The sequence below is a fragment of the Streptomyces sp. NPDC012825 genome (genome assembly GCF_042900925.1).
GTDB lineage: Bacteria > Actinomycetota > Actinomycetes > Streptomycetales > Streptomycetaceae > Streptomyces.
In genome coordinates this window covers 99,354-119,866 of the sequence record NZ_JBIBBZ010000004.1, presented here as the reverse complement: position 1 = coordinate 119,866, position 20,513 = coordinate 99,354, and the positions used below count along the sequence as shown (strand labels likewise).

Below are 20,513 nucleotides of genomic sequence, written 5' to 3'. Positions count from 1 at the left end.
GGTCGGGGACCGCGAGCAGCGATCGGGGATGTGCGCCCTCGGGCAAGGGCTGTGCACGGCACGCCGGCCCCTGACGGTGGGACGGACATAACGTCACGGCGTGCCGTCCCGCGACGGTGCGACTCGACGCATTCCTCCTTCACCGAACGGGTCCCGTCATGACCGTGTTTCCCCCTGTCACCCCTGTGCTGGAGCCGGCTGCCGCCGCCTTCGCCGAGGCCACCGCCCAGCCGCCGTTCCTCTTCCAGATCCCTCCCGCCGAGGGCCGCAAGGCCGTCGACGAGGTCCAGTCCGGGCCCGTGGAGAAGCCGGACGTCGACGAGGAGTGGATCACCGTCGACGTGCCGGCGGGCGGCTCGGTCCGCGCCAGGATCGTGCGCCCGGCCGGTTCCGGGGGCGACTTGCCGGTCATCCTCTACGTCCATGGCGCGGGCTGGGTGTTCGGCAACGCGCACACCCATGACCGGCTCGTGCGGGAGCTGGCCGTCGGAGCGGGCGCGGCAGTCGTCTTCCCGGAGTACGACCTGTCCCCGGAGCACCGTTACCCGGTGGCCGTGGAGCAGAACTGGGCCGTCGCCCGCTGGATCGTGACCGATGGCGCGGTGAAGGGCCTGGACGGCACCCGCATCGCGGTCGCCGGCGACTCGGTCGGCGGCAACATGAGTGCCGCGCTGACGCTGATGGCCAAGGAGCGGGGCGGCGTCCCGCTGCTCCAGCAGGTCCTGTTCTACCCCGTGACCGACGCGTCGTTCGACACCGCCTCCTACCACCAGTTCGCCGAGGGGTATTTCCTGCGGCGCGACGGCATGCAGTGGTTCTGGGACCAGTACACCCTCGACGAGCGGCAGCGCGCCGAGATCACGGCCTCCCCGCTGCGCGCCACCACCGAGCAGCTCACCGGGCTGCCGCCCGCCCTGGTCGTCACCGCCGAGGCGGACGTCCTGCGCGACGAGGGCGAGGCGTACGCGAACAAGCTGCGTGCCGCCGGCGTGCCGGTGACCGCCGTGCGCTACCAGGGCATCATCCACGACTTCGTGATGCTCGACGCGCTGCGGGAGACCCGGGCGGCGAAGTCGGCCGTCGCGCTGGCCGTGGAGACGCTGCGACTCGCCCTCGCGAGGAGCTGAGCGGTCGTTCGTCGGGGGAGGGACGTCCGCGTCCTTCCCCGGGCGCGCGTCCGTCCGATTCCCCTTCGAGCGAGCAGGCAGCCTCATGAGCACTCCAGACAGCGTCCCGCCCGTCACCGGCGGGCGGCGTCACGAACCCGATCTCCGGAGCATGACCCGGATCAACCTCCGCCCCATCGCCTCCCCGATGCCGCTCGGCTTCTACGCCGTGGCCATCGCCTCCGTCATCGTCGGCTGCTTCCAGCTCGGTGTCTTCGACGGGACCGCGCACCGGGCGGTCGGCTTCACCGTCCTTCCGGCCTTCGTCCTCCAGCTGGTGGTGGGGTTGCTCGCCTTCGGTGCCAGAGACGTGGTCGCGGCGACCCTGATGGCCTGCTTCTCCGGCACCTGGCTGGCCACCTTCCTCGTCCTGGCCTTCGAGCCGCCGGAGGGCGCGGACGTACTGGGCGTCCTCTACCTCGCCTTCACCGTCTTCGCCGGTCTCATGGCGAGTGTCGCGAAGGCCAAGCGCGCCTTGTGGCTCGTGTTGTGCGTGGCAGTGCCCCGGTTCGCCGCGGCGGGCGTCGCCAACCTCTCCGGCGTCGCCTGGGCAGGGACCGTATCCGGCGTGCTCGGTCTCGTGCTGGCCGTCGTCGCCGTGTACGCGGCGTTCGCGCTCATGCTGGAGGACATGCGGGGCCACCAGGTCCTGCCGATCGGCCGCAGCGGCCCCGCCCACCACGCCGTCGAAGGCGATCTCTCCGTTCAGCTGCGCGACGTCGAACGCGCGGCCGGGGTCCGCCGAACCCTTTGAGCCCCAGCGTCGGGCCACCTCGTCGGTCCCGGCCCATGAGACGGGCGCCGTACCCCGCAGAATTCCTTACCGAGGAGTGTCCGTGCAGCCCATCGAGCACGTCGTCACGGCCGAGGTGTCGGCACCGGACCACTCCGGCGGCCGGCTGGTCGTGCACATCCGGCACCGGCCCGACGACCCCTTGGCCGTCCGGCTCGACTTCGCCCCGGTCGACGGTCCCGGGCAGTCGGCCGCCACCTGGGTCTTCGCCAGGTCGCTTCTGTCCGAGGGCGTCACCGCACCCGTCGGTCTCGGCGACGTCCGGGTACGACCGGGGGCCCCGTACGAGACCGACGTCGAACTGTGCTCCGGTCACGGCCGGTGCCTCGTGCGATTCCGCACCGCGGCCCTGCGCTCCTTCCTGGCCCGCACCGAGTCCTGGCCCCCGCAGGTCTCGGCCCGGGTCCGGACCGAACTCGACCGGACGCTGGACGACATCCTGCGGTGCCCGTGAGCGGCCCTCGGCCCTTCCCCTCTCATCCCTGACGAAAGCGAGGACCAGGACATGACCACGATGCCGGTCAGCGGTGTCACCCCCTTTCCGGGACTCAAGGACGGCGACGCCGCCGAACTCGTCGTCCGCAACGCCAGAATCCATACGGGCGACCCGGAACATCCGGCCGCGACGGCCCTCGCGGTGCGTGCCGGGAGGATCACCGCCATCGGCGACGAGGCCGACGTGGCCCGGCACGTCGGGCCGCGGACACGCGTGGTCGACGCCCTGGGGCGCAGGATCATCCCCGGCCTGAACGACTCGCACCTGCATGTGATCCGAGGCGGCCTCAACTACGTGCTGGAGCTGCGCTGGGAGGGCGTCCCCTCGCTCCGCCAGGCCCTGGCCATGCTGCGGGAACAGGCCGGCCGCACTCCGAAGGGCCAGTGGATACGGGTGGTCGGCGGCTGGACGCCCGACCAGTTCGCCGAACGGCGGATGCCGACGGTGGCGGAGCTGACCGCCGCCGCCCCCGACACCCCGGTCTTCGTCCTGCACCTTTACCAGTCCGCCCTGCTGAACCGGGCTGCCGTGCGTGCCGCCGGTTTCACCCGTGACACCCCCGACCCCCGGGGCGGGCAGATCGTACGGGGGCGGGACGGCGAGCCGACCGGCGTCCTGCTCGCCGCGCCCAGCGCGCTGATCCTCTACTCGACCCTGGCCGCGGCGCCCGCGCTGGACGAGGAGCAGAAGAAGACGTCCACCCGGCACTTCTTGCGGGAGCTCAACCGGTTCGGGCTCACCTCCGCCGTGGACGCGGCCGGCGGCTTCCAGAACTTCCCGGACAACTACCGGACCGTGACCGAGCTGGCCCGGGACGGGGAGCTGACCCTGCGGATCGCCTACCACCTCTTCCCTCAGACCGCCGGGCAGGAACTGGACGACCTGCGCCGATGGATCGAGACCGTACGTCCCGACGAAGGCGACGAGTGGCTCCGCCTCAACGGTGCCGGGGAGAACCTGACGTGGGCAGCCGCGGACTTCGAGAACTTCTCCGAGCCGCGCCCGGAACTCGCCGCCGGGTACGAGGCCGAGTTCGAGAAGGCCGTCCGCCTGCTCATGGAGAACGGCTGGGGCTTCCGGCTGCACGCGACCTACGACGAGACGATCCGCCGCGACCTCGCCGTCTTCGAGAGGCTGGCCGCCGAGGGCCTCTTCCCTGCGGGCAACCGGTGGCTCTTCGACCACGCCGAGACGGTGTCGCCGAGGAGCCTGGAACGGATCGCGGCGCTCGGGGGGTCGGTCGGCGTGCAGAACCGCATGTCCTTCCAGGGCCGGGCGTTCGTCGAGCGGTACGGCGCCGAAGCGGCCGAACGGACCCCGCCCGTGACGGAGATGCTGGAGGCCGGCCTGCCGGTGGCGGCGGGCACGGACGCCACCCGGGTCTCGTCGTACAACCCGTGGGTGGCTCTCCACTGGCTCGTCACCGGACGGACCGTGGGCGACCTCTGCCTGTATCCGCCGGACCGGCTGGTGTCACGGGAGAAGGCGCTGGAGATGTACACAGCGGGGGGCGCCCGGATCACGGGCGAGAGCGAGGCGAAGGGCGCCCTGCGGGCCGGCTGCTTCGCCGACTTCGCGATCCTGTCCCGGGACTACTTCTCCGTCCATCACGACGACATCCCCCACATCGAGTCGGTCCTCACCGTCGTGGGCGGCCGGCTCGTCTACGCGGCCGGGGAATACGAGGGCCTGGATGAGGCGGTTCCGCCGCTGAGCCCCTCCTGGAGCCCCGTGGCCCACTTCGGCGGCTACCAGGTCACCATGCCCCCGAGCTTGACCGGGGCGCGTCAGGCCGATCGGCTGGCCGAGGCGGTCGCGGCCTCGGAGCAACACCGCCAGTGGCGGATCGCCCGTGGCTTCACCCCGGAGAGCGGCCCGCGGGTGTTCGATCCCTGCTACGTCCTCTGACGCCCCGCCGCCGACGCCGCCGAAGGCCCCTGTCCCGATGGATCCCCGTCGGGCCAGGGGTCTTCGGCGCGGGCGGTCCGAGGCGGCGCCACCCGTGCAGCGTGGGAACAGTCCTGGCCACCCACAGCCAACCGGGGCCGTTGCGGCGTACGTAATGTCGGAGACGAACAAGCCTACGGAGAACGGCAGTTGTCCGCGAAGACGGGACCGTCTTCCACGGCGCTGCTCTTCGTTCGCCTTCTCCTCCCTCTCTTTCCCCTCCTTCCGTGAAAGGACCCGTCATGGTCGACTTCGACACCGTCCAGGCCGCCCCCGGCCCCGACCTGCTGACGCCCGAAAACGCGATGATGCTCTTCGTGGACCACCAGCCGCAGATGTTCTTCGGCGCGGCCAGCTCGGACCGGGCCGGAGTGATCAACGCGACCGTCGGCCTGGCCAAGGCCGCCACCGTCTTCGACGTCCCCGTCGTGCTCTCCACCGTGGCCGCCGAGTCGTTCTCCGGGCCGCTCCTGCCGCAGCTGCGCGACGTCTTCCCGAAGCACGAGGTGGTGGACCGCACCACGATGAACGCCTGGGAGGACCCCGCTCTGGTCGACGCCGTCAAGGCCACCGGTCGCAGCAAGATCATCCTGTCCGGTCTGTGGACCGAGGTGTGCCTGGTCCTTCCCGCGCTCTCCGCCCTTTCCCAGGGCTACGAGGTCTACGTCGTCGCCGACGCCTCCGCCGGTGTCACGCCGGAAGCCCACGAGCACGCGATGCAGCGCATGACCGCCGCGGGCGCCGTACCCGTCACCTGGCTGCAGGTGCTCCTGGAGCTCCAGCGCGACTGGGCCCGCGGTGAGACCTACGCCCAGACCCTGGACGTGGTGAAGGAGCACGGTGGCGCCTACGGCATGGGCGTCGTCTACGCCCAGTCCATGATCGACCCCCACGCCGCCGGCTGATCCGCCGTCCCACGCACCCGAACCCAGGAGCACCACGATGGACACCGGTCTGCTGATCCTGCGGCTCCTCACCGGGCTGCTCGTCGCCGGGCACGGCGTGCAGAAGGTGAGTTTCCGGCTCGGCGGCAGAGGACTGGCCGGCGGCACGGCGGAGTTCCGGGGGGACGGCTTCCGCGGCGGGGTCCTGACGGCCCTCGCCGCGGGAGGCACCCAGATCGGAGCGGGCCTGCTGCTCGCCGCCGGCGCCCTCACCCCCCTGGCGGCCGCGGGCGTCGTCGGCGTGATGACCGTGGCCCTGACCGTGAAGCTGCCGCACGGACTGTGGGTGCAGAACGACGGCTACGAGTACCCCCTCTTCCTCATGGCCGTCCCCTCCGCGCTCGTACTCACCGGCCCCGGCCGCTGGTCCGTGGACGCGGTCCTGCGCCTGACGCCCTGGCCGGCCTGGTGGCTCCTGGCCACCACGGTCGGCGGGGTGGGCAGCGGACTCGCGGTCCGCGCCCTGCTGCACCGCCCCGTGCCGGCGAAGGCCGGCGCGGGGGCCGCCACCCGCCCCTCGGACATCCGGAGTGAACCGTGACAGCTCCACCCGCCGTCGACACCCGGCCGCTGCCGCACCGGCGCGGGCCGGAGATCCAGGCCTTCGACAGCGTGAACCACCTGCCCCTCGGCCTCACGCACGAGACCAGGACGTACTCCTGCCGCCGGCTCAACCAGCTCCTGGCCGACACGCAGATGCTCTACGCCCTGTACAAGAAGCACCACTGGCTGATGCGGGGCCCCACCTTCCACCAGCTGCACCTGCTGCTCGACCGGCACGCGGAGCAGCAGCTGACGATCGTCGACCTCCTCGCCGAACGCGTCCAGACCCTCGGGGGCGTCGCGGTGGGAGATCCCCGGCACGCGGCGGAGCTGACGCGCGTGCCTCGCCCTCCCGACGGCGTGGAGGAGGTTCCCGCCATGCTGTCGCGGCTTCTGCAGGCGCACGAGACGATCCTCCTCGACGCACGGGACGCCGCACGGGGCGTCGCCGAACTCGGCGACGCCGGCAGTGAGGACCTCATCGTGTCCGAGGTCGTCCGCGGCGGCGAGACCCAAGTCTGGTTCCTCGCCGAGCACTTGGTCGACACCCCCCTGACCCGCGTCTGAGGACGCGGTGTCCCGGGGGCCGCAAGGCCGGCCACGCCGCCCTCCGGCGCACACACGCGAAGACCCGCACACCCCCACCTCGCCCGGCCGTGTACGGACCGGCCCCGGCACGGAACCGGCTTCAGCCCGACCGAATCGCACACACGCAGAGGGAGTCCCCACGCATGACCCTCCACCCATCCGTATCCCGGCGCACGGCCCTCACGGCCGGCGCCGCGGCAGCCTCGACGATCGCGCTCGCGCCCGCCGCCACCGCGGCCGAGCGGCTGACTCCCGCTTCCGGTCACATCCCGTCCGAACAGCCCACGATCGTCCTGGTCCACGGCGCGTTCGCCGACGGGTCCAGCTGGTCTCCCGTCATCGAACGGCTCCAGGACCGCGGTCACAAGGTGATCGCCCCCGCGAATCCTCTGCGCGGACTGCGCCACGACGCCGCGCACATCGCCGCCGTCCTGGCAACCGTGGAAGGCCCCGTGGTGCTGGCCGGCCACTCCTACGGCGGAGCCGTGATCACCGAGGCGGCCGCGAACGCGCCGGGCGTCAAGGCGCTCGTCTACATCGCCGCGTTCATGCCCGATGCCGGCGAAGTGCTCGGCGAGCTGTCGGCCCGCTTCCCCGGCTCACAGCTCGCACCGGCACTGGCACAGGTGCCTTCCCCCGCACCCGACGGCACCCCCGGCCTCGACCTGTACATCAGGACCGAGGAGTTCCACCGGGTCTTCGCCCAGGACGTCCCGCGCCGCACCGCGCGCACCCTCGCCGCCGTCCAGCGTCCCCTGACCGCCACCGCCTTCGGAGACCGGGTGACGGCGGCGGCGTGGCACGACCTGCCCTCCTGGGTCCTGGTCTCCACCCAGGACCGTGGCATACCGCCGGAGCTCCAGCGCTTCCAAGCCCGACGCGCGGGCTCGCGCACCGTCGAGGTCCGCAGCTCGCACCTTCCCCTCCACAGTGCCCCCGGCTCCGTGGCCTCGCTGATCCGCGCCGCCTCAGACGCCGTCCGGCACTGACCGCCCCCTTCGCCTCCAAGGACGGTTCCGTGTCCCTTCCCTCCGTTCCCTCCGACAGCTCCTACGCCCGTGACCTGGCACAGGTCGAACGGGCGAACGCCGACGGCCGCGTCCCGGTCGTCTTCGTCCACGGCCTCTGGCTGCTGCCCACCAGCTGGGAGCGCTGGGCCGCCGTGTTCGACGAGGCCGGGTTCGTACCGGTCCTGCCAGGCTGGCCCGACGACCCCGAGACCGTCGGCGAGGCCAACGCCCACCCCGAGGTCTTCGCGGGCAAGAGCGTCGGTCAGGTGGCCGACCACTTCTCCGGCCTCATCCGGAAACTCGACCGCACACCGGTGGTGATCGGGCACTCCTTCGGCGGCCTGATCACCCAGATCGTCGCCGGCCGCGGTCTCTCCCGGGTCTCGGTGGCCATCGACCCGGCTCCCTTCCGAGGCGTGCTCCCCCTGCCGCTCTCCTCCCTCCGGGCGGCGAGCGTCGTCCTGGGCAACCCGGCCAACTACCACCGCGCCGTCCCTCTCACCTACGAACAGTTCCGATACGCGTTCGCCAACGCCGTCAGCGAGGAAGAGGCACGGCACCTGTACGAGACCTTCGCCGTCCCCGCCCCGGGCGAACCCCTCTTCCAGGCCGCGGCGGCGAACGTCAACCCGTGGACGGAGGTTCGGGTGGACACGCTGAACCCCGACCGGGGGCCGCTCCTCGTGATCTCCGGCGAGAAGGACCACACCGTGCCGTGGGCCATCGCCCACGCCTCCTACAAGAGACAGGCGAGGAACGAGGAAGCGGTCACGAACATCGTGGAGATGCCCGGTCGGGGTCATGCCCTGACCATCGACAGCGGATGGCGCGAGGTGGCCGACGCCGCCCTCGCCTTCGTCCGGCGCCACACCGGACCCGACACGGCGGACACTCCCCCAGCCGGCTGACTCTCCCCCACTCCCTCACGGGAACCGGACGATCCGTGCGTGCCTGCGGCGGCCTGCGGCGATTCCGCAGTGCCGCCGCGAGCCGGTCGTGACGGCAGGTTCTTGCCACAGCCGTTCCTGCACGCGGGCGGCACGCCGTACGGACATGCGGTTCTGTCCTGTGCCCGCACAGCTCCTGCCTCTCTGTGCACAGCCTCTGACCAGCGGAGATTCGCCCCCTATCATGGCGTTCCGGTGCAGGGGGCCAGTACGGAAGCGGGTATGCGCCCCGCTGCCCCCCGCGATGTCCGACGGGGGAGTTGCGAGGCGATGTCCGACCACACGACGGAACCAGCGAGCCCGTCAGGTGACGGGCCGGTGGGACGGGAGGGCTTGTGGGCGGCCCTGCGGGAGGCGATGGTCTCGGCTCCGGAAGGAGGGCGGGCCCTGTGGCTGTGCGGCGAAGCCGGAATAGGGAAGACCACCCTCCTGGACAGCGCCGCGGCCTTCGCCGCGGAACGCGGTATGCGGGTGCTGCGGGCGACAGGGACCCAGGCGGAGTCCCAGATCGCGTTCGCCGGCCTGTACCAGCTGATCGAACCCCTGATGCCCTTTGCGCGACTGCTGCCCTCCGTACAGCGTGAAGCCCTCCGAAAGGTGGCGGGCATCACGGACGGCGACCCGCCGAGCCCGCTGGTCCTCTCCTCCTCCGTACTCGGCCTGCTCGCATCAGTGGCGGAGGAGCGGCCCCTGTTGCTCCTCGTGGACGACCTGCAGTGGATCGACACGTCCAGCGTCGGCGTCCTGTCGTTCGTCCTGCGCAGAGCACGGCAGTCGAGCCTCGTCGTCGTCTGCGCCGCGCGCACCGGTCATGCCCACTCCGTGGCGGACGGCGCCCACGTGCTGCGTCTCGGCCCGCTGACCGAGGCGGACGCCTTCCGCGTGCTGCGGGCACGCTGCCCGGAACTGTCCCCACGGACCCGCCGACGAGTGGTGGAGGACGCGGCCGGCCATCCACTGGCCCTGGTGGAACTCGCGACACTTTACGGCGCCGGCGGGGCGCCCCGGCCGTCCTCGGTCCCGCTGAGTGAACGCCTGGACCGCGTCTTCGGCGACCGGGTGCGCCTGCTGACCCCCGCCGCTCACCAGATCCTGCTGGTCACGGCCCTGGCAGGCTCCGCCGCACGATCACGTGCCGTCGTGCTGGCGGCCGCGCGGCACTGTGGTGCGGAGATCACCGCGCAGGACTGGGACACGGTGCTGTCCAGCGGCCTGGTTCAGGAGGACGGCGCCCTGGGCGCACTCACGTTCAGGCATCCTCTGATCCGCCAGGCGTTGATCGACAACACCGCGCCCGCGGACGTGATGCTCGCCCATGGCGCCATTGCCCGTGTCCTCCCGGTGGACGATCACCACCGCGTCATCCACCTGGCCGAGTCGATGGCAGGGCCCGACGACGCCATCGCCTCCGCCCTCGATGAAGCCGCTCATCGCACCATGCGTCGCGGCGGCGATCCCGAAGCCGCCACCATGCTGGCCCGCGCCGCACAACTGGGCACCGATCCGGCGGAGCGCAACCGTCGACGGACCGAGGCCGCTGCCGCCGCCACCCGTGGAGGGTTGATGGACCTGGCGGCCGAACTGATCGACAGTGTCGACCCGGACGGTCTGGATCCCCTCCACGAGGTCCTCCACATCCACACTCTGTCGTACGTCCGGCAGAACCTCAGCGGCGACTTCCGGACGCCTCTGGCGCTGTACCCGCGAGCCCTCGAAGCACTGGCGACCCTGCCTGATGAGCACTGGTCGGAAAAGCTCCGGGAAGGGCTCCTGTTCCAGGTCACCTTCCTGGCCCCCTATGCTGGAGCGCCCGAGCTCTGGCAGTGCGCCGCGGCCGAACTCGACAGGGCCTCGGAACTCACCCGCCTCTGCGCCGACCTGTGGCGCGACCCGGCCCGCACGGCCCTGCACGGAGCCGACCGCCTCACCCGGACGATCGAACAGCTGCCGTCCGGCACCGAGGACGAGGTGGCCTGGCACCTGCTCTGGAGCACCGTAGCCGTCGAGTCCTTCGGCGAATTCGAAGGGTTGTGGGGTCGGATCTCCGAACGGGCGTCCTTCATCACCTCGGCGTTCATGGACATGTGCCGGATCTCCGACGGCGTCGTCCGTGGCCGCTGGGACCAGTGCCTGACCCTCGCGGAACGCGGCAGAGCGTCGTCGGAGACGCACGGCATCCTGCTCAACAGTCTCTCCTTCCAGACACTCGCGGTGTGGGTCCACGGCGGGCGTTGCGACGAGGACGCACTCACCACTGTCGAACGCTCCCTGGGCCCCTGGGCCGACGGCCGCGCGCCTCGCTTCGTGCGACACCAGATCACCGGGGCACGCGCCTGGAGCGCGCTCGGCCGAGGAGACTTCGAGTCTGCCTACGCCCTCGCCAGTTCGATCACGCCCGCGGGCACCTTTCCTCAGGATGCGGTGCAGTTCCAACGCACCTTTCTCACCCTGGTCGAGGCCGCGGTCCACACCGGTCGACGCGATCATGCCCTGCTCCATGTCCAGGCCGGCCGCGCGGCGGGGATCGGCACCATTTCCCCGTACCACGCGTTCGTCCTGGCTGCCGCGCAAGCACTCGTGGCCGATGACCGACAGTTCGGCGAAGCCTGCGCCGAGGCCTACGCCGTTTCGGGTAGTGAGCGATGGCCCTTCGAACTGGCCCGCATCAGGCTGGCGCACGGCGTCCGGCTCCGCCGACGGCGTGACCATCAAGGGGCGGTGGAACAGCTACTCGCCGCGCAAACGCTGTTCGCACGCCTCGGCACCGAGCCCTGGACCCGCCGGGTGACCGAGGAACTGCGAGCTGCGGGGCACACCACCCCGACCCACCTGTCGGGCGCACCTGGAGCCAACGCGCTGACAGCCCACCAACGCCGGATCGCGGAGCTCGCGGCGAAAGGATGGACGAACAAGGACATCGGCTCGGCCCTGCAGATGTCCCCCCGCACGGTCGGCGGACACCTCTACAGGATCTATCCGAAGCTCGGAGTGAGATCGCGGGCGGGTCTCGACGACGCCCTCCGCCGAAGTCGCTGACGCCATCACTCTCCTGTCCCCCACCAAAAAAGTGGAGGGGTAGAGCCGGGACCCGGGCCGCACGAGGAACTCCGGGCCGGAAACACGAGTGCGACTGCTCTGCCTCCAGCAGACGAACTGCCCCGTCATTCCTCGGAGATGGAGCGCGCGAGGGGACCGAACCGGCGCGGACGACACGGAGGAACTCCGTTCGGAGCGGTCAGGCGTCGGGGCGTCGGCGTCCGGTCAGACGCCCGGGGCCGTTTCCTCGTCCTCGATGATGTGCACGGCCGCTTCCTCGGCGTTCGCCCTACCTCCGTCGACGCCTTCGTCCCGGGCGACCGGTTTCTTGGTGGTGTCGGTGCGGAGACCCTCGTCCGGCGCGCTCAGCCGCCCGGCGCGGTCGGCGCCCACCTCGGTGTCGGACGCGGCCTCGACGCCGGTCAGGGGTTCTCCGTCAAGGGTGCCGGTCCGCTGGTAACCCTCTCGGGCGCTTGCCTTGCCGGGCACGACGCGCTCCTGGGCCCGGCGCTCCGAACCGGAGTGGGCTCCCGGCTCCTCGCCGCTCCGGGCGCGCCCGTCGTCGTTCCGCCGCTCGGCGTCCGGTGTCCGCTCGTTCGTCCCACTGCCGTCCTGTCTCGATCGTGCCTTCGGGTGCCTGCCCGTAGGGGATCGGACGAAACAGCCTCGGGCACCCGCCCGTCGCCACCTCCACCGCGGGCGCAACAGGCCCGGGGGAAAGAAGGCGCCCATGCGCGCCGAGGTCGTTCCGTTCTGCCGGTCACTTCCGGGAGCGGTCGTCCCGTGACCGTGACCGGTGGGGACGAAGACCTACGTGTCGGCGCCGGCGCGGGCGTGCCGTCTTCCGGCGCCGGGGCCGTGCCAGTCCAGGCAGACGACGGTGGCGTCGTCCTGGAGGTGGCCGCCCGCGGCGTCGGTGACCGCGGCGGTCAGGGCCCGGACGACCTCGCGGGGGTGCTCGCCCGCAGTGGCGCGGATCAGGCCGGGCAGGTCGACGCCCGCGGTCCGGCGTTCCTGGGCGCCGTCGGTGTAGAGCACGAGACGGTCGCCGGGTCTCAGGTCGAGGTCCTGCACCCGGTAGGGGGTGGGTCCGACGACGCCGAAGGGCAGATTGACTGCCAGGGGGACTTCCTCGACCCGGTCCTCGCGCAGGCGCAGCGGCCACAGGTGACCGGCGTTGACGAGCCGGGCGCCGCTGCCGTCCAGGGCGATGCGCAGCAGCTGGCCGGTGGCGAACGCGCGCCGGCCGTGGTCGAGCATGGCCTGGTGGGCCTGCCGGGCCTGTTCGGCCAGATCCGCTCCGGCGCGGCGCGCGCCGCGGGAGGCGTTGACCAGGAGGGTGGCGATGAGGGCGGCGTCGACGTCGTGACCCATGGCGTCGGTGATCGACAGGTGCAGGACGTCGTGGTCGAGGGTGTAGTCGTAGGTGTCGCCGGAGACGGTGTCGGCGGGGGCCAGGGCGCAGGCGAGGGAGAATTCGGCCGCCTCCATGGAGGGCGCGGAGGGCAGGAGCTGGCGCTGGATCTCGGCGCCGAGGCTGACCGCGGTGGTGCGCTGCCCCCAGTGGTACAGATCGGTGAAACGGCGGTCGGTGACGATGATGTACGCCAGTGCGTGCGCGGCCTGTTCCACCTGTTCCAGTACCTCTTCGGTGGCCTCGGGCAGGAACAGCTCCAGCACACCGATCGTGTCGCCCCGGTTGGTGACCGGGGCGAGGATCCGCTGCCCCTCACCGTCGTCTTCGATCCGCAGCAGCTTCTGCGAGCGCAGGACCTCGTCGTAGAAGCTGCCGTCCAGCGGAATCTGTTCGGCGTCGCGCTCCTGCCGCGTGGACATCTCCTCGGTGACCCGCACCACCTTGCGGCCTGCGACGTCGACGAACAGGAAGGACGCGTAACGCGCGTCGAAGCGTTCCCGCAGATCACGCGCCACCACGTCCAGGGAGGCCACCGGCGCGGCGTTCTCCGCCGCGGCCAGCACCTCGGCCAAACCGATCCGGTCAGTCATGCCCGCCTCCCAGCGTCCCTGGTTCCTCCGTGTTTCTCTGCCCCGAAAAACCCTCCGTTCTCACCCCCACCGCCCTCCCGACCGGGCCGGACGGGACCGGGCACCGGACCATGGGCTTCCGGCTCCGGAGGGAGCGGGGCCGGTCGGGCGAGCGGCTCCCGCGTCCGGTTCGTGGCACGGTCGGAGACATGGACGAGGCGCTGGAGCCCAAGCTTCGTACGACCCTGACGCAGGGCGATCAGGGGCACCAGTACCGGCCGGTGCCGGGAGAGCGGCGCTCGGCGGCCTCGCTTCCGGCGTCCCGGGAGGACGGCGGGGTCCGGCCCTCGGCCGCCGGCCGTGCCCGAGATCGGGACGGGCCCCTCGGGACGGCGAGACCGGGACTTCCTCGCCGGACTGCCGCCTCCGGTCGTGGACGTCCTCGAGGACCCGGCGGCCCGCGACCCGCCCGACGGTGGTGCGACACCGGTCGCAGTCGGGGCGGAAAGGACTCGCACGGGTCACTGCGGCATGTTCGCCACAACCAGGGGCACCCGCAGGAAGCCATGGCGGACCGGGCAGCCGGGACGGCCTTCGCTCCTGAACGAAAAGAGATGCCGTGACGACGCACACCCCTTCCTCCCGCAACGCCAGAACGCCCGTCCAGAAGGCGGCCCTGGCTGTCGGAGCGGTCTTCCTCCTCGTCGGCGTCCTCGGCTTCGTCCCGGGCGTCACCACGCACTACGACACCATGGAGTTCGCCGCCCACCACTCCGAGGCCAAGCTCCTGGGCGTCTTCCAGGTGTCCGTCCTGCACAACATCGTCCACCTCCTCTTCGGCGTCGCGGGCCTCGCACTGGCCCGCAGCGTCGGCACCGCCCGCAACTACCTCGTCGTCGGCGGCGCCGTCTACCTGGTGCTGTGGCTGTACGGCATGCTCGTCGACCACGACAGCGCCGCCAACTTCGTCCCCGTCAACACGGCCGACAACTGGCTGCACTTCTTCCTCGGCATCGGCATGATCGCCCTCGGCTTCCTCCTCGGCCGCAACACCGCCGCCGGCCACGCCCGACCGGCCAGGTAGCCGACTCCGCCCGTGTGCACGCGCCGGGCGGCATCCCGTTCCGCTTCCCGTGCGACCGACGACGGGAGACGACGAACGACTTCCTGCCCCATGGTCCGCGGTTCGCACGGCTCCCCTTCCCCCGAGGACGGGTTCCCGGCGAAGGACGGACACGGGCCGCGGGGCCGGACAGGAACACCCCTGTCCGGCCCCGCGGTCGTCGGGACGGTCGGAGGCGGAAGCGAAACGATCGTCCCGCGTGCTCTTCCCGGGCACCTTCCCGGGCACCACCGTCGTCCGGACGCGTCGGCACCGGCCGGACCGGAACCGGTCGGCTGGTGGTCGTGGTCAACCGGATGCCCGCGGGCGCGTACGAGAGCGGCCCCCGCTCCGCCCGCCGGACCGCTTCGGCGAGATCCGGAGGTACGGGTGCGCGCCCCGCTCCCGATGACCGCGGCAACGAACTCCCGGCTCGTCTGCGCCGTCCCGTCCCGTCGGGAGCCGCCTCGTCCCCCACACGTCTCGCGGGACGTGACCGCGCGACCTGCGGGACCCGTCGTCGCCGGAAGTCCGCTCGGCGGGCAGTCGGCACGTCTCGCGCCCCCGACCAGCACGGACTCGAGGCCGGAAAGGGCTCCGGGGTTCTCGCCGAGCACCACGACCGTTCCGTCGTCCCGGGCTGTACGAACCCCGTTCGTCAGCCACGGCCCGTCCGTACCGCACGTCCGGGTGATAGTTGCCCTCCCCCACGGCTTTTGGGCATCGGAGCGGAACGGGACCGCGAGAGTTGCCCCGTGATCACCAACTCGCTCTCCGACCCCGACCCCGCCGACGGGGCCGAGCCCGCCCGTCGGCCTTCCCGCCGTACCGTCATCGCCGGCGCGGCCGCGGGAGCCGGCGCACTCGCGGTCACCGCGACCGGCGCCGAAGCCTCGCGGGCACCCGCCCGACCGGCCTCCCCCTCCGACTGGGACACCTGCCTGACCGTCGCCCGGGCCGTCCTGGTGCGGGACGACGACGACCTGCCCCTCGTGCCGCGCTACGCCGACATCCTCCTGAGGACCGGTCTGCCCCGGCCCCGTGGGACGGCGGTCCGCCCCGGCCGCAAGGTGTTGATCGTCGGCGCCGGGCCCGCCGGGCTCATCGCCGCCCATCTGCTGCGGCAGGCCGGGCACCGGGTCACCGTCATCGAGGCCAATGGCAACCGGGTGGGCGGCCGGATCAAGACCTTCCGCACCGGAGGCCACGAGAAGGCCGCCGCGCCCTTCGCCGACCCGAAGCAGTACGCCGAGGCCGGCGCCATGCGCATCCCCGGCAGTCACCCGCTCGTCACCGGCCTGATGGAGGACCTCGGCCTCGAGCGCCGTCCCTTCCACCTCGTCGACGTCGACGCGGCCGGCCGCCCCGCGTACCGCACCTGGATCTTCGTCAACGGCGTCCGCGTCCGCCGTGCCGACTACGCACGTGGCCCGCAGGCCGTCAACCGTTCCTTCGGCGTCCCGACGGCCTACGAGTCCGTCCCCGCCGCACAGATCGTGCGCAACGCCTTCGCGCCCGTGCGCGAGGAGATCGAGGGCAAGAAGGACAGGGAACTCGTCGAGGGCTGGGCCCGCGTCATCCAGCGTTACGGCCACATGTCCATGTTCCGGTACCTGACGGAGGAGGCGGGACTCGACGAGCGGACCATCGACCTGATCGGCACCGTCGAGAACCTCACCTCCCGTCTCCACCTCGCCTTCGTGCACAGCTTCATCGGGGCTTCGCTCATCAGTCCCGACACCGCCTTCTTCGAGCTGCCCGGCGGTACCGCCACTCTGGTCGACGCCCTCTACGAGCGGGTCGAGGACCTCGTGCGGCTGGACCGCCGCGCCACACGGATCGAGCACGGCGACGGCGGGGTCACCATCGACACCGTCTCCGAGGGCCGCGGCCCCGGCCCCGTACAGCGCGAGACCTTCACCGGGGACGCCGCGATCATCACCGTCCCCTTCTCCGGACTGCGCCACATCCCGGTCGTCCCCGCCCTTTCCTACGGCAAGCGACGCGCGGTCACCGAACTCCACTACGACGCCGCCACCAAGGTGCTGCTGGAGTTCAGCCGCCGCTGGTGGGAGTTCGACGAAGCCGACTGGAAACGGGAGCTGGAAGCGGTGCGGCCCGGTCTGTACCGGAAGTACCAGCTCGGGCAGACGCCCGCGGACGGCAGCCTGCTCGGCGCGCACCCCTCCGTCCCCCGGGGGCACGTCTCCGACTCCCAGCGCGTCCACTACGCCGCCACGCGCCTGGTCTCCCGCGACCAGCCCGAGGCGGCCGGGGTCATCGGCGGCGGCTCGGCCACCGACAACCCCAACCGCTTCGTGTTCCAGCCCTCCCACCCCGTCGAGGGCAGCCCGGGCGGGGTGCTCCTCGCCTCCTACAGCTGGTCCGACGACGCCCTGAAGTGGGACTCGTTCGACGACGAGGAGCGCTACCCGCGCGCCCTCGCCGGGGTCCAGGACGTGTTCGGGCAACGGATCGAGGTCTTCTACACCGGCGTCGGACGCACCCAGTCCTGGATGCGCGACCCCTACGCCTACGGCGAGGCGTCCGTGCTGCTGCCCGGCCAGCACACCGAGCTCTTCCCCCATGTCCGCCGGGCCGAGGGGAACCTGCACTTCGCCGGGTGCCACACCTCCGTCAAGCCCGCGTGGATCGAGGGAGCGGTCGAATCCGCGGTACGCACCGCGCTGGAGGTCCACTCGGCACGATGAGCGGCCGTGGAACCGGGCACGGCGTGCCCGGTTCCACGTCGCACGGGCCGCACCGGCCGACCGGGGTCAGCTTTCGGCGAGCACGATCAGCCAGTCGCCCTGGACGAACCGGACCGGGCGCCCCTTGTCGGGATTGACCCGCATGCCGTAGTCGGGGCCCGTGCCGGCCGACGCGCGCTGCCGGTATCCGACGGCGCATTCCCCACGCCGACGCGCCGACTCGACGGCGGTGGCGAAGGCGACCTCCCGGTCGAGCCGGACGTAGTCCCCGATCGGTCTCAGGTGGAACTCGCTCCCCTCGGCGGTGAGCAGCTCCTCGAAGACCGCGGCGAGGTAGTCGCTCTCCGAGATCTGTGTCATGAGGAGGCTGATCAGCCTGCCGCTCACGATGAAATCGGCACCGGCCCGGGCGGGCGCGAGCAGCCGGTTGCCGTCGTCGGAGATCTCCGTGGTGAGGGCGAGTTCCCGGGACGCGGCGTCCCCGATCGCCCTCAGGTGCAGCAGCGTGACCAGCGTGCGGTCGTCCGTCTCCGATTCCGTCTCCATGACCCGCCCCTGGTGCGCGGGCAGGCCCGTGTCACCGATGACGATCACGCCGTCGTAGAACGGCACGTCCAGTCCGGCCAGTACCTGCGGATCGGTGATGTCCCCACTCCGGAAGGTGACTTCGAGGTGGTCCCTCGCCGGAGCGGCCCGGAGGGCCTCGCGCATGGTGGCGTCGTCGCCCCGCGCCACGACGTCCAGGACGGTTCCGGAGTTCACGTACTGGTCGAGCTGTTCCACGATGAGGGGTGCCCGCCGGTTCCAGCCGAGCAGGAGAAGACGTTCGGCGGCGGGCCTCCCGGGGGCGGCGGGGACGATGGCGTCCTCGTCCACACAGGAGGAGGCGTCGCCCGGTACGGCCGTGTCGTCGTCCCGGGTGATGACGATGACCCGGTCGTCCGCCTGGATCGTCGAACCGGGTCCGGGATTGAGGACGACGGCGCCGTCCGCCCGTAACAGGCCCACTACGGACGACGTGGTGAACGCCAGCAGGGCCTCTCCGAAAGTGCGTCCGGCCAGATTCCCGGCGGCAGTGGTGTAGAACTCGTCACCCTCGAAGTCCAGCAGTTCCTGGTACAGGAGTGAGAGGCCCGGCTGGAGCGCGGTCTGGACGAGAAGCCTGGCGACGATGTGGTCGACGCACAGGACGTGTCCGCGCGGACCGGCGGCCAGTCGGGCGGTGAGCTGGTTGCGGGCGTCACGGACGGCGGCGACCACCACCGCCTTCCCGTTGTCGGAGACGGCCGCGCCGAGGGCGAGCAGCGTCTTCACCACGTGTGCGTCGCCGGTCTCGCCGTCGGGAGGCAGGACGAGCACGGACTTGGCGGTCTGCGGACTGACCCTGGACAGGACCGGGGGATCGGTGGTGTGGCCGGTGCGGCAGATGACCCGGGTCGTGCCGAGGTCCGTGACGCGGGTGGTGATCCCCTGCTCCATCTCCACCTTGTCCTTGGGGGCGAGGACGGCGACGGACGCCCGTCGCCGGTTGGCGTTGGCGCAGACCAGCTCTCTGATGACGGGGAAGATCTGGTCGGACCAGCCCAGGACGACGGTGTGTCCGGTTTCCAGGACGGTGGAGTGCCCGAGGCGGAGCGACCTGATGCGCCGGTCGATGCCCGTGGTGATCAGGCTGACCAGCGTCGACACGAACAGCAGGGCCACCAGGGCGAGCGACACGGACGCCAGCACGTAGACGGGAGAGCCGACCGCCCCACCGATCTTGAGCGTCTGGCCGACGCTGACCCACACCGCCTGGAGCCGGCCGGACAGGGTGGTCGGAGCCTTCCGGTCGGCCCAGACCAGGACCATGCTCGCCGGGACCACCACAGCCAGACAGGCCGACGCCAGCCACCCGATGAGCACGGTGGTCCCTCCCGCCACCAGGTTGTCGAACCGGTACCGAAGGCGCTGGTGGAGGGTTGTGCGCTGCTGCGCCACGCGAACTCCTGGAGATGGAACGTGCCGACCGGGCGGCTACCGGCCGCCCACGCGCCCACCCTAGGGATCACACGACGGTCCTCGATCCGAAGCCGGTTTCTCTCACTCAGAGGTATGAACCCGGGGCAGAGCAACCGCGGAAAGTCCGGAAGACACCCGGGGCGCCGCGAAGTCGGCCGGAGTCCACGGGTGACCCGAGGGAAGCCCCTCTTGAGGCCCGGAAGACCGCAACCCACTCCTCCGGAGCGGCGTGGAGACAACGGACGGGCTGAAGCCCGGTGGGCCGCGGCCGGCTTCCGGTCTCCCTCTAGCCGGCGCGAGGGGCTTCGGCCGGTTGCGGCGACCGCGCCTCCTCCGTCACTCCGGTACGGTGCGCCTCGTCCTGGACGAGCAGGGAGAGCAGGGAGGCCACGGTCAGGCCCGCCTCGGCGGGGTGGCGGAGCACCTTGTCCGATTCGATGCGGTACGTGTTGGTGCGCCCGTCACGGGTGTGGGAGAGGTAACCGTCCTGTTCGAGGTCGGAGATGATCCGCTGGACGGCGCGCTCCGTGAGCCGGCAGTGGGCGGCGATGTCGCGGATCCGGGCGTTCGGATCGTCGGCGATGGCCGCCAGTACGCGCGCGTGGTTGGTGACGAACGTCCAGCCTCTGTGGGACTCGGGCACTCCAATCATGTACGGCATTCTAGGGACCGTCATTGCCGGACACCTAATGCATGACATACTTTTCGCGTAACAGGTGGCATGACTCTGCGCGGGAACCACGGGAAGGGGCCGACGATGTCTCCGGACGGGGCCGTCACGACGAGACGCGCGGCCGGTGCCGCCGACGACGGGCGGGAAGCGACCGGGCAGCCCGGCGAACGACTCCCGGATCAAGCCGCGGCGACGCGGTACGAGGCACACGGCGCCGGGGTCGTCGTCGCGCGCGGCTCCTACGACATGCAGACCGTCGCCCCCCTGGCCACAGCCCTGGGCACAGCGGCGGAGGAGTACCGGAAGGTGGTTCTGGACGTCTCAGGCGTCACGTTCGCGGACTCGTCCTTCCTGAACCTGCTGATCCTCACCCACCGGACGACCGACCTGCGCCTGGCCGGCCCGACACCGCAGGTGAAGCGGCTCCTGGAGATCACCGGGGTCGACACCGTCCTGACGGTGCGGCCGACAGTGGAGGACGCCGCCCGCCAGGACGCGTGTCGAACGTAGCGCCGTCTGCCCGGAGGGCAGGCCCGGCGGAGGACGCCGCGGTCCCGCGGCTGCGTCGTG

At 71.6% G+C, this 20,513-nt stretch carries 17 protein-coding genes; 13 read left to right on the top strand and 4 right to left on the bottom strand.

Going from position 1 to position 20,513, the window contains the following annotated elements; all coding sequences use genetic code 11:
- Positions 1-158: 158 nt before the first annotated feature.
- From ACFY7E_RS12135 to ACFY7E_RS12090, 10 genes are all read left to right on the top strand, one after another.
- On the top strand, positions 159-1,127 hold the full coding sequence (locus ACFY7E_RS12135; protein WP_389483615.1) for an alpha/beta hydrolase: 969 nt from the start codon (positions 159-161) through the stop codon (positions 1,125-1,127).
- An 85-nt stretch (positions 1,128-1,212) separates the two neighbouring features.
- Positions 1,213-1,920 (top strand): GPR1/FUN34/YaaH family transporter, encoded by a 708-nt coding sequence (locus ACFY7E_RS12130; RefSeq protein ID WP_389483612.1) that lies wholly within the window; start codon positions 1,213-1,215, stop codon positions 1,918-1,920.
- Positions 1,921-2,002: 82 nt separating this feature from the next.
- The gene (locus ACFY7E_RS12125) at positions 2,003-2,413 is read left to right on the top strand and encodes an SsgA family sporulation/cell division regulator (protein ID WP_389483609.1); all 411 of its coding nucleotides are present in this window, start codon (positions 2,003-2,005) and stop codon (positions 2,411-2,413) included.
- 51 nt (positions 2,414-2,464) lie between these two features.
- Entirely contained in the window at positions 2,465-4,363 is a 1,899-nt protein-coding gene (locus ACFY7E_RS12120) for an amidohydrolase (RefSeq protein ID WP_389483607.1), read from the top strand.
- Positions 4,364-4,644: 281 nt separating this feature from the next.
- On the top strand, positions 4,645-5,307 hold the full coding sequence (locus tag ACFY7E_RS12115) for a hydrolase (RefSeq protein ID WP_389483605.1): 663 nt from the start codon (positions 4,645-4,647) through the stop codon (positions 5,305-5,307).
- A gap of 37 nt (positions 5,308-5,344) precedes the next feature.
- Positions 5,345-5,887, top strand: coding sequence for a DoxX family protein (locus ACFY7E_RS12110; RefSeq protein WP_389483602.1), 543 nt, complete (start codon positions 5,345-5,347; stop codon positions 5,885-5,887).
- A complete protein-coding gene (locus ACFY7E_RS12105) occupies positions 5,884-6,456 on the top strand; it encodes a Dps family protein (RefSeq protein WP_389483600.1) in 573 nt (190 codons plus the stop codon). Before ACFY7E_RS12110 ends, ACFY7E_RS12105 begins: the two co-directional genes overlap by 4 nt.
- A gap of 164 nt (positions 6,457-6,620) precedes the next feature.
- Positions 6,621-7,466 carry an alpha/beta fold hydrolase gene (locus ACFY7E_RS12100; RefSeq protein ID WP_389483597.1) on the top strand — a complete coding sequence of 282 codons (846 nt, stop codon included), beginning with the start codon at positions 6,621-6,623 and terminating at the stop codon, positions 7,464-7,466.
- Positions 7,467-7,495: 29 nt separating this feature from the next.
- Complete coding sequence (locus ACFY7E_RS12095) at positions 7,496-8,395, top strand: alpha/beta hydrolase (RefSeq protein WP_389483594.1); 900 nt, start codon at positions 7,496-7,498, stop codon at positions 8,393-8,395.
- A gap of 309 nt (positions 8,396-8,704) precedes the next feature.
- Complete coding sequence (locus tag ACFY7E_RS12090; protein ID WP_389483592.1) at positions 8,705-11,470, top strand: AAA family ATPase; 2,766 nt, start codon at positions 8,705-8,707, stop codon at positions 11,468-11,470.
- Positions 11,471-11,695: 225 nt separating this feature from the next.
- On the opposite strand, the gene ACFY7E_RS12085 is transcribed toward ACFY7E_RS12090, so the two are convergent.
- Together ACFY7E_RS12085 and ACFY7E_RS12080 are read right to left on the bottom strand one after the other, a co-directional pair.
- A complete protein-coding gene (locus ACFY7E_RS12085; RefSeq protein ID WP_389483590.1) occupies positions 11,696-11,959 on the bottom strand; it encodes a DUF5709 domain-containing protein in 264 nt (87 codons plus the stop codon).
- 321 nt (positions 11,960-12,280) lie between these two features.
- Positions 12,281-13,477 (bottom strand): PP2C family protein-serine/threonine phosphatase, encoded by a 1,197-nt coding sequence (locus ACFY7E_RS12080; protein ID WP_389483588.1) that lies wholly within the window; start codon positions 13,475-13,477, stop codon positions 12,281-12,283.
- 598 nt (positions 13,478-14,075) lie between these two features.
- Here ACFY7E_RS12080 and ACFY7E_RS12075 point away from each other — a divergent pair.
- Positions 14,076-14,540 carry a DUF4383 domain-containing protein gene (locus ACFY7E_RS12075; RefSeq protein ID WP_389483585.1) on the top strand — a complete coding sequence of 155 codons (465 nt, stop codon included), beginning with the start codon at positions 14,076-14,078 and terminating at the stop codon, positions 14,538-14,540.
- 776 nt (positions 14,541-15,316) lie between these two features.
- Positions 15,317-17,269: a flavin monoamine oxidase family protein gene (locus ACFY7E_RS12070; protein ID WP_389484200.1), complete on the top strand. Its 1,953-nt coding sequence runs from the start codon at positions 15,317-15,319 to the stop codon at positions 17,267-17,269.
- A gap of 66 nt (positions 17,270-17,335) precedes the next feature.
- Here the strand turns inward: ACFY7E_RS12070 and ACFY7E_RS12065 are convergent, their stop codons facing one another.
- Together ACFY7E_RS12065 and ACFY7E_RS12060 are read right to left on the bottom strand one after the other, a co-directional pair.
- On the bottom strand, positions 17,336-19,249 hold the full coding sequence (locus ACFY7E_RS12065) for an NAD-binding lipoprotein (RefSeq protein WP_389483583.1): 1,914 nt from the start codon (positions 19,247-19,249) through the stop codon (positions 17,336-17,338).
- A 307-nt stretch (positions 19,250-19,556) separates the two neighbouring features.
- The gene (locus tag ACFY7E_RS12060; RefSeq protein ID WP_389483581.1) at positions 19,557-19,922 is read right to left on the bottom strand and encodes a helix-turn-helix transcriptional regulator; all 366 of its coding nucleotides are present in this window, start codon (positions 19,920-19,922) and stop codon (positions 19,557-19,559) included.
- 105 nt (positions 19,923-20,027) lie between these two features.
- On the opposite strand from ACFY7E_RS12060, the gene ACFY7E_RS12055 reads away from it, so the two are divergent.
- The gene (locus ACFY7E_RS12055; RefSeq protein WP_389483579.1) at positions 20,028-20,453 is read left to right on the top strand and encodes an STAS domain-containing protein; all 426 of its coding nucleotides are present in this window, start codon (positions 20,028-20,030) and stop codon (positions 20,451-20,453) included.
- Positions 20,454-20,513: the final 60 nt, after the last annotated feature.

What these genes read in the sequence shown, in the direction of transcription:
- ACFY7E_RS12055 (WP_389483579.1), top strand. Translation starts at nt 20,028, where the DNA reads ATGTCTCCGGACGGGGCCGTCACGACGAGACGCGCGGCCGGTGCCGCC.
- ACFY7E_RS12120 (WP_389483607.1), top strand. Translation starts at nt 2,465, where the DNA reads ATGACCACGATGCCGGTCAGCGGTGTCACCCCCTTTCCGGGACTCAAG.
- ACFY7E_RS12110 (WP_389483602.1), top strand. Translation starts at nt 5,345, where the DNA reads ATGGACACCGGTCTGCTGATCCTGCGGCTCCTCACCGGGCTGCTCGTC.
- ACFY7E_RS12115 (WP_389483605.1), top strand. Translation starts at nt 4,645, where the DNA reads ATGGTCGACTTCGACACCGTCCAGGCCGCCCCCGGCCCCGACCTGCTG.
- ACFY7E_RS12090 (WP_389483592.1), top strand. Translation starts at nt 8,705, where the DNA reads ATGTCCGACCACACGACGGAACCAGCGAGCCCGTCAGGTGACGGGCCG.
- ACFY7E_RS12130 (WP_389483612.1), top strand. Translation starts at nt 1,213, where the DNA reads ATGAGCACTCCAGACAGCGTCCCGCCCGTCACCGGCGGGCGGCGTCAC.
- ACFY7E_RS12080 (WP_389483588.1), bottom strand. Translation starts at nt 13,477, where the DNA reads ATGACTGACCGGATCGGTTTGGCCGAGGTGCTGGCCGCGGCGGAGAAC.
- ACFY7E_RS12100 (WP_389483597.1), top strand. Translation starts at nt 6,621, where the DNA reads ATGACCCTCCACCCATCCGTATCCCGGCGCACGGCCCTCACGGCCGGC.
- ACFY7E_RS12135 (WP_389483615.1), top strand. Translation starts at nt 159, where the DNA reads ATGACCGTGTTTCCCCCTGTCACCCCTGTGCTGGAGCCGGCTGCCGCC.
- ACFY7E_RS12060 (WP_389483581.1), bottom strand. Translation starts at nt 19,922, where the DNA reads ATGATTGGAGTGCCCGAGTCCCACAGAGGCTGGACGTTCGTCACCAAC.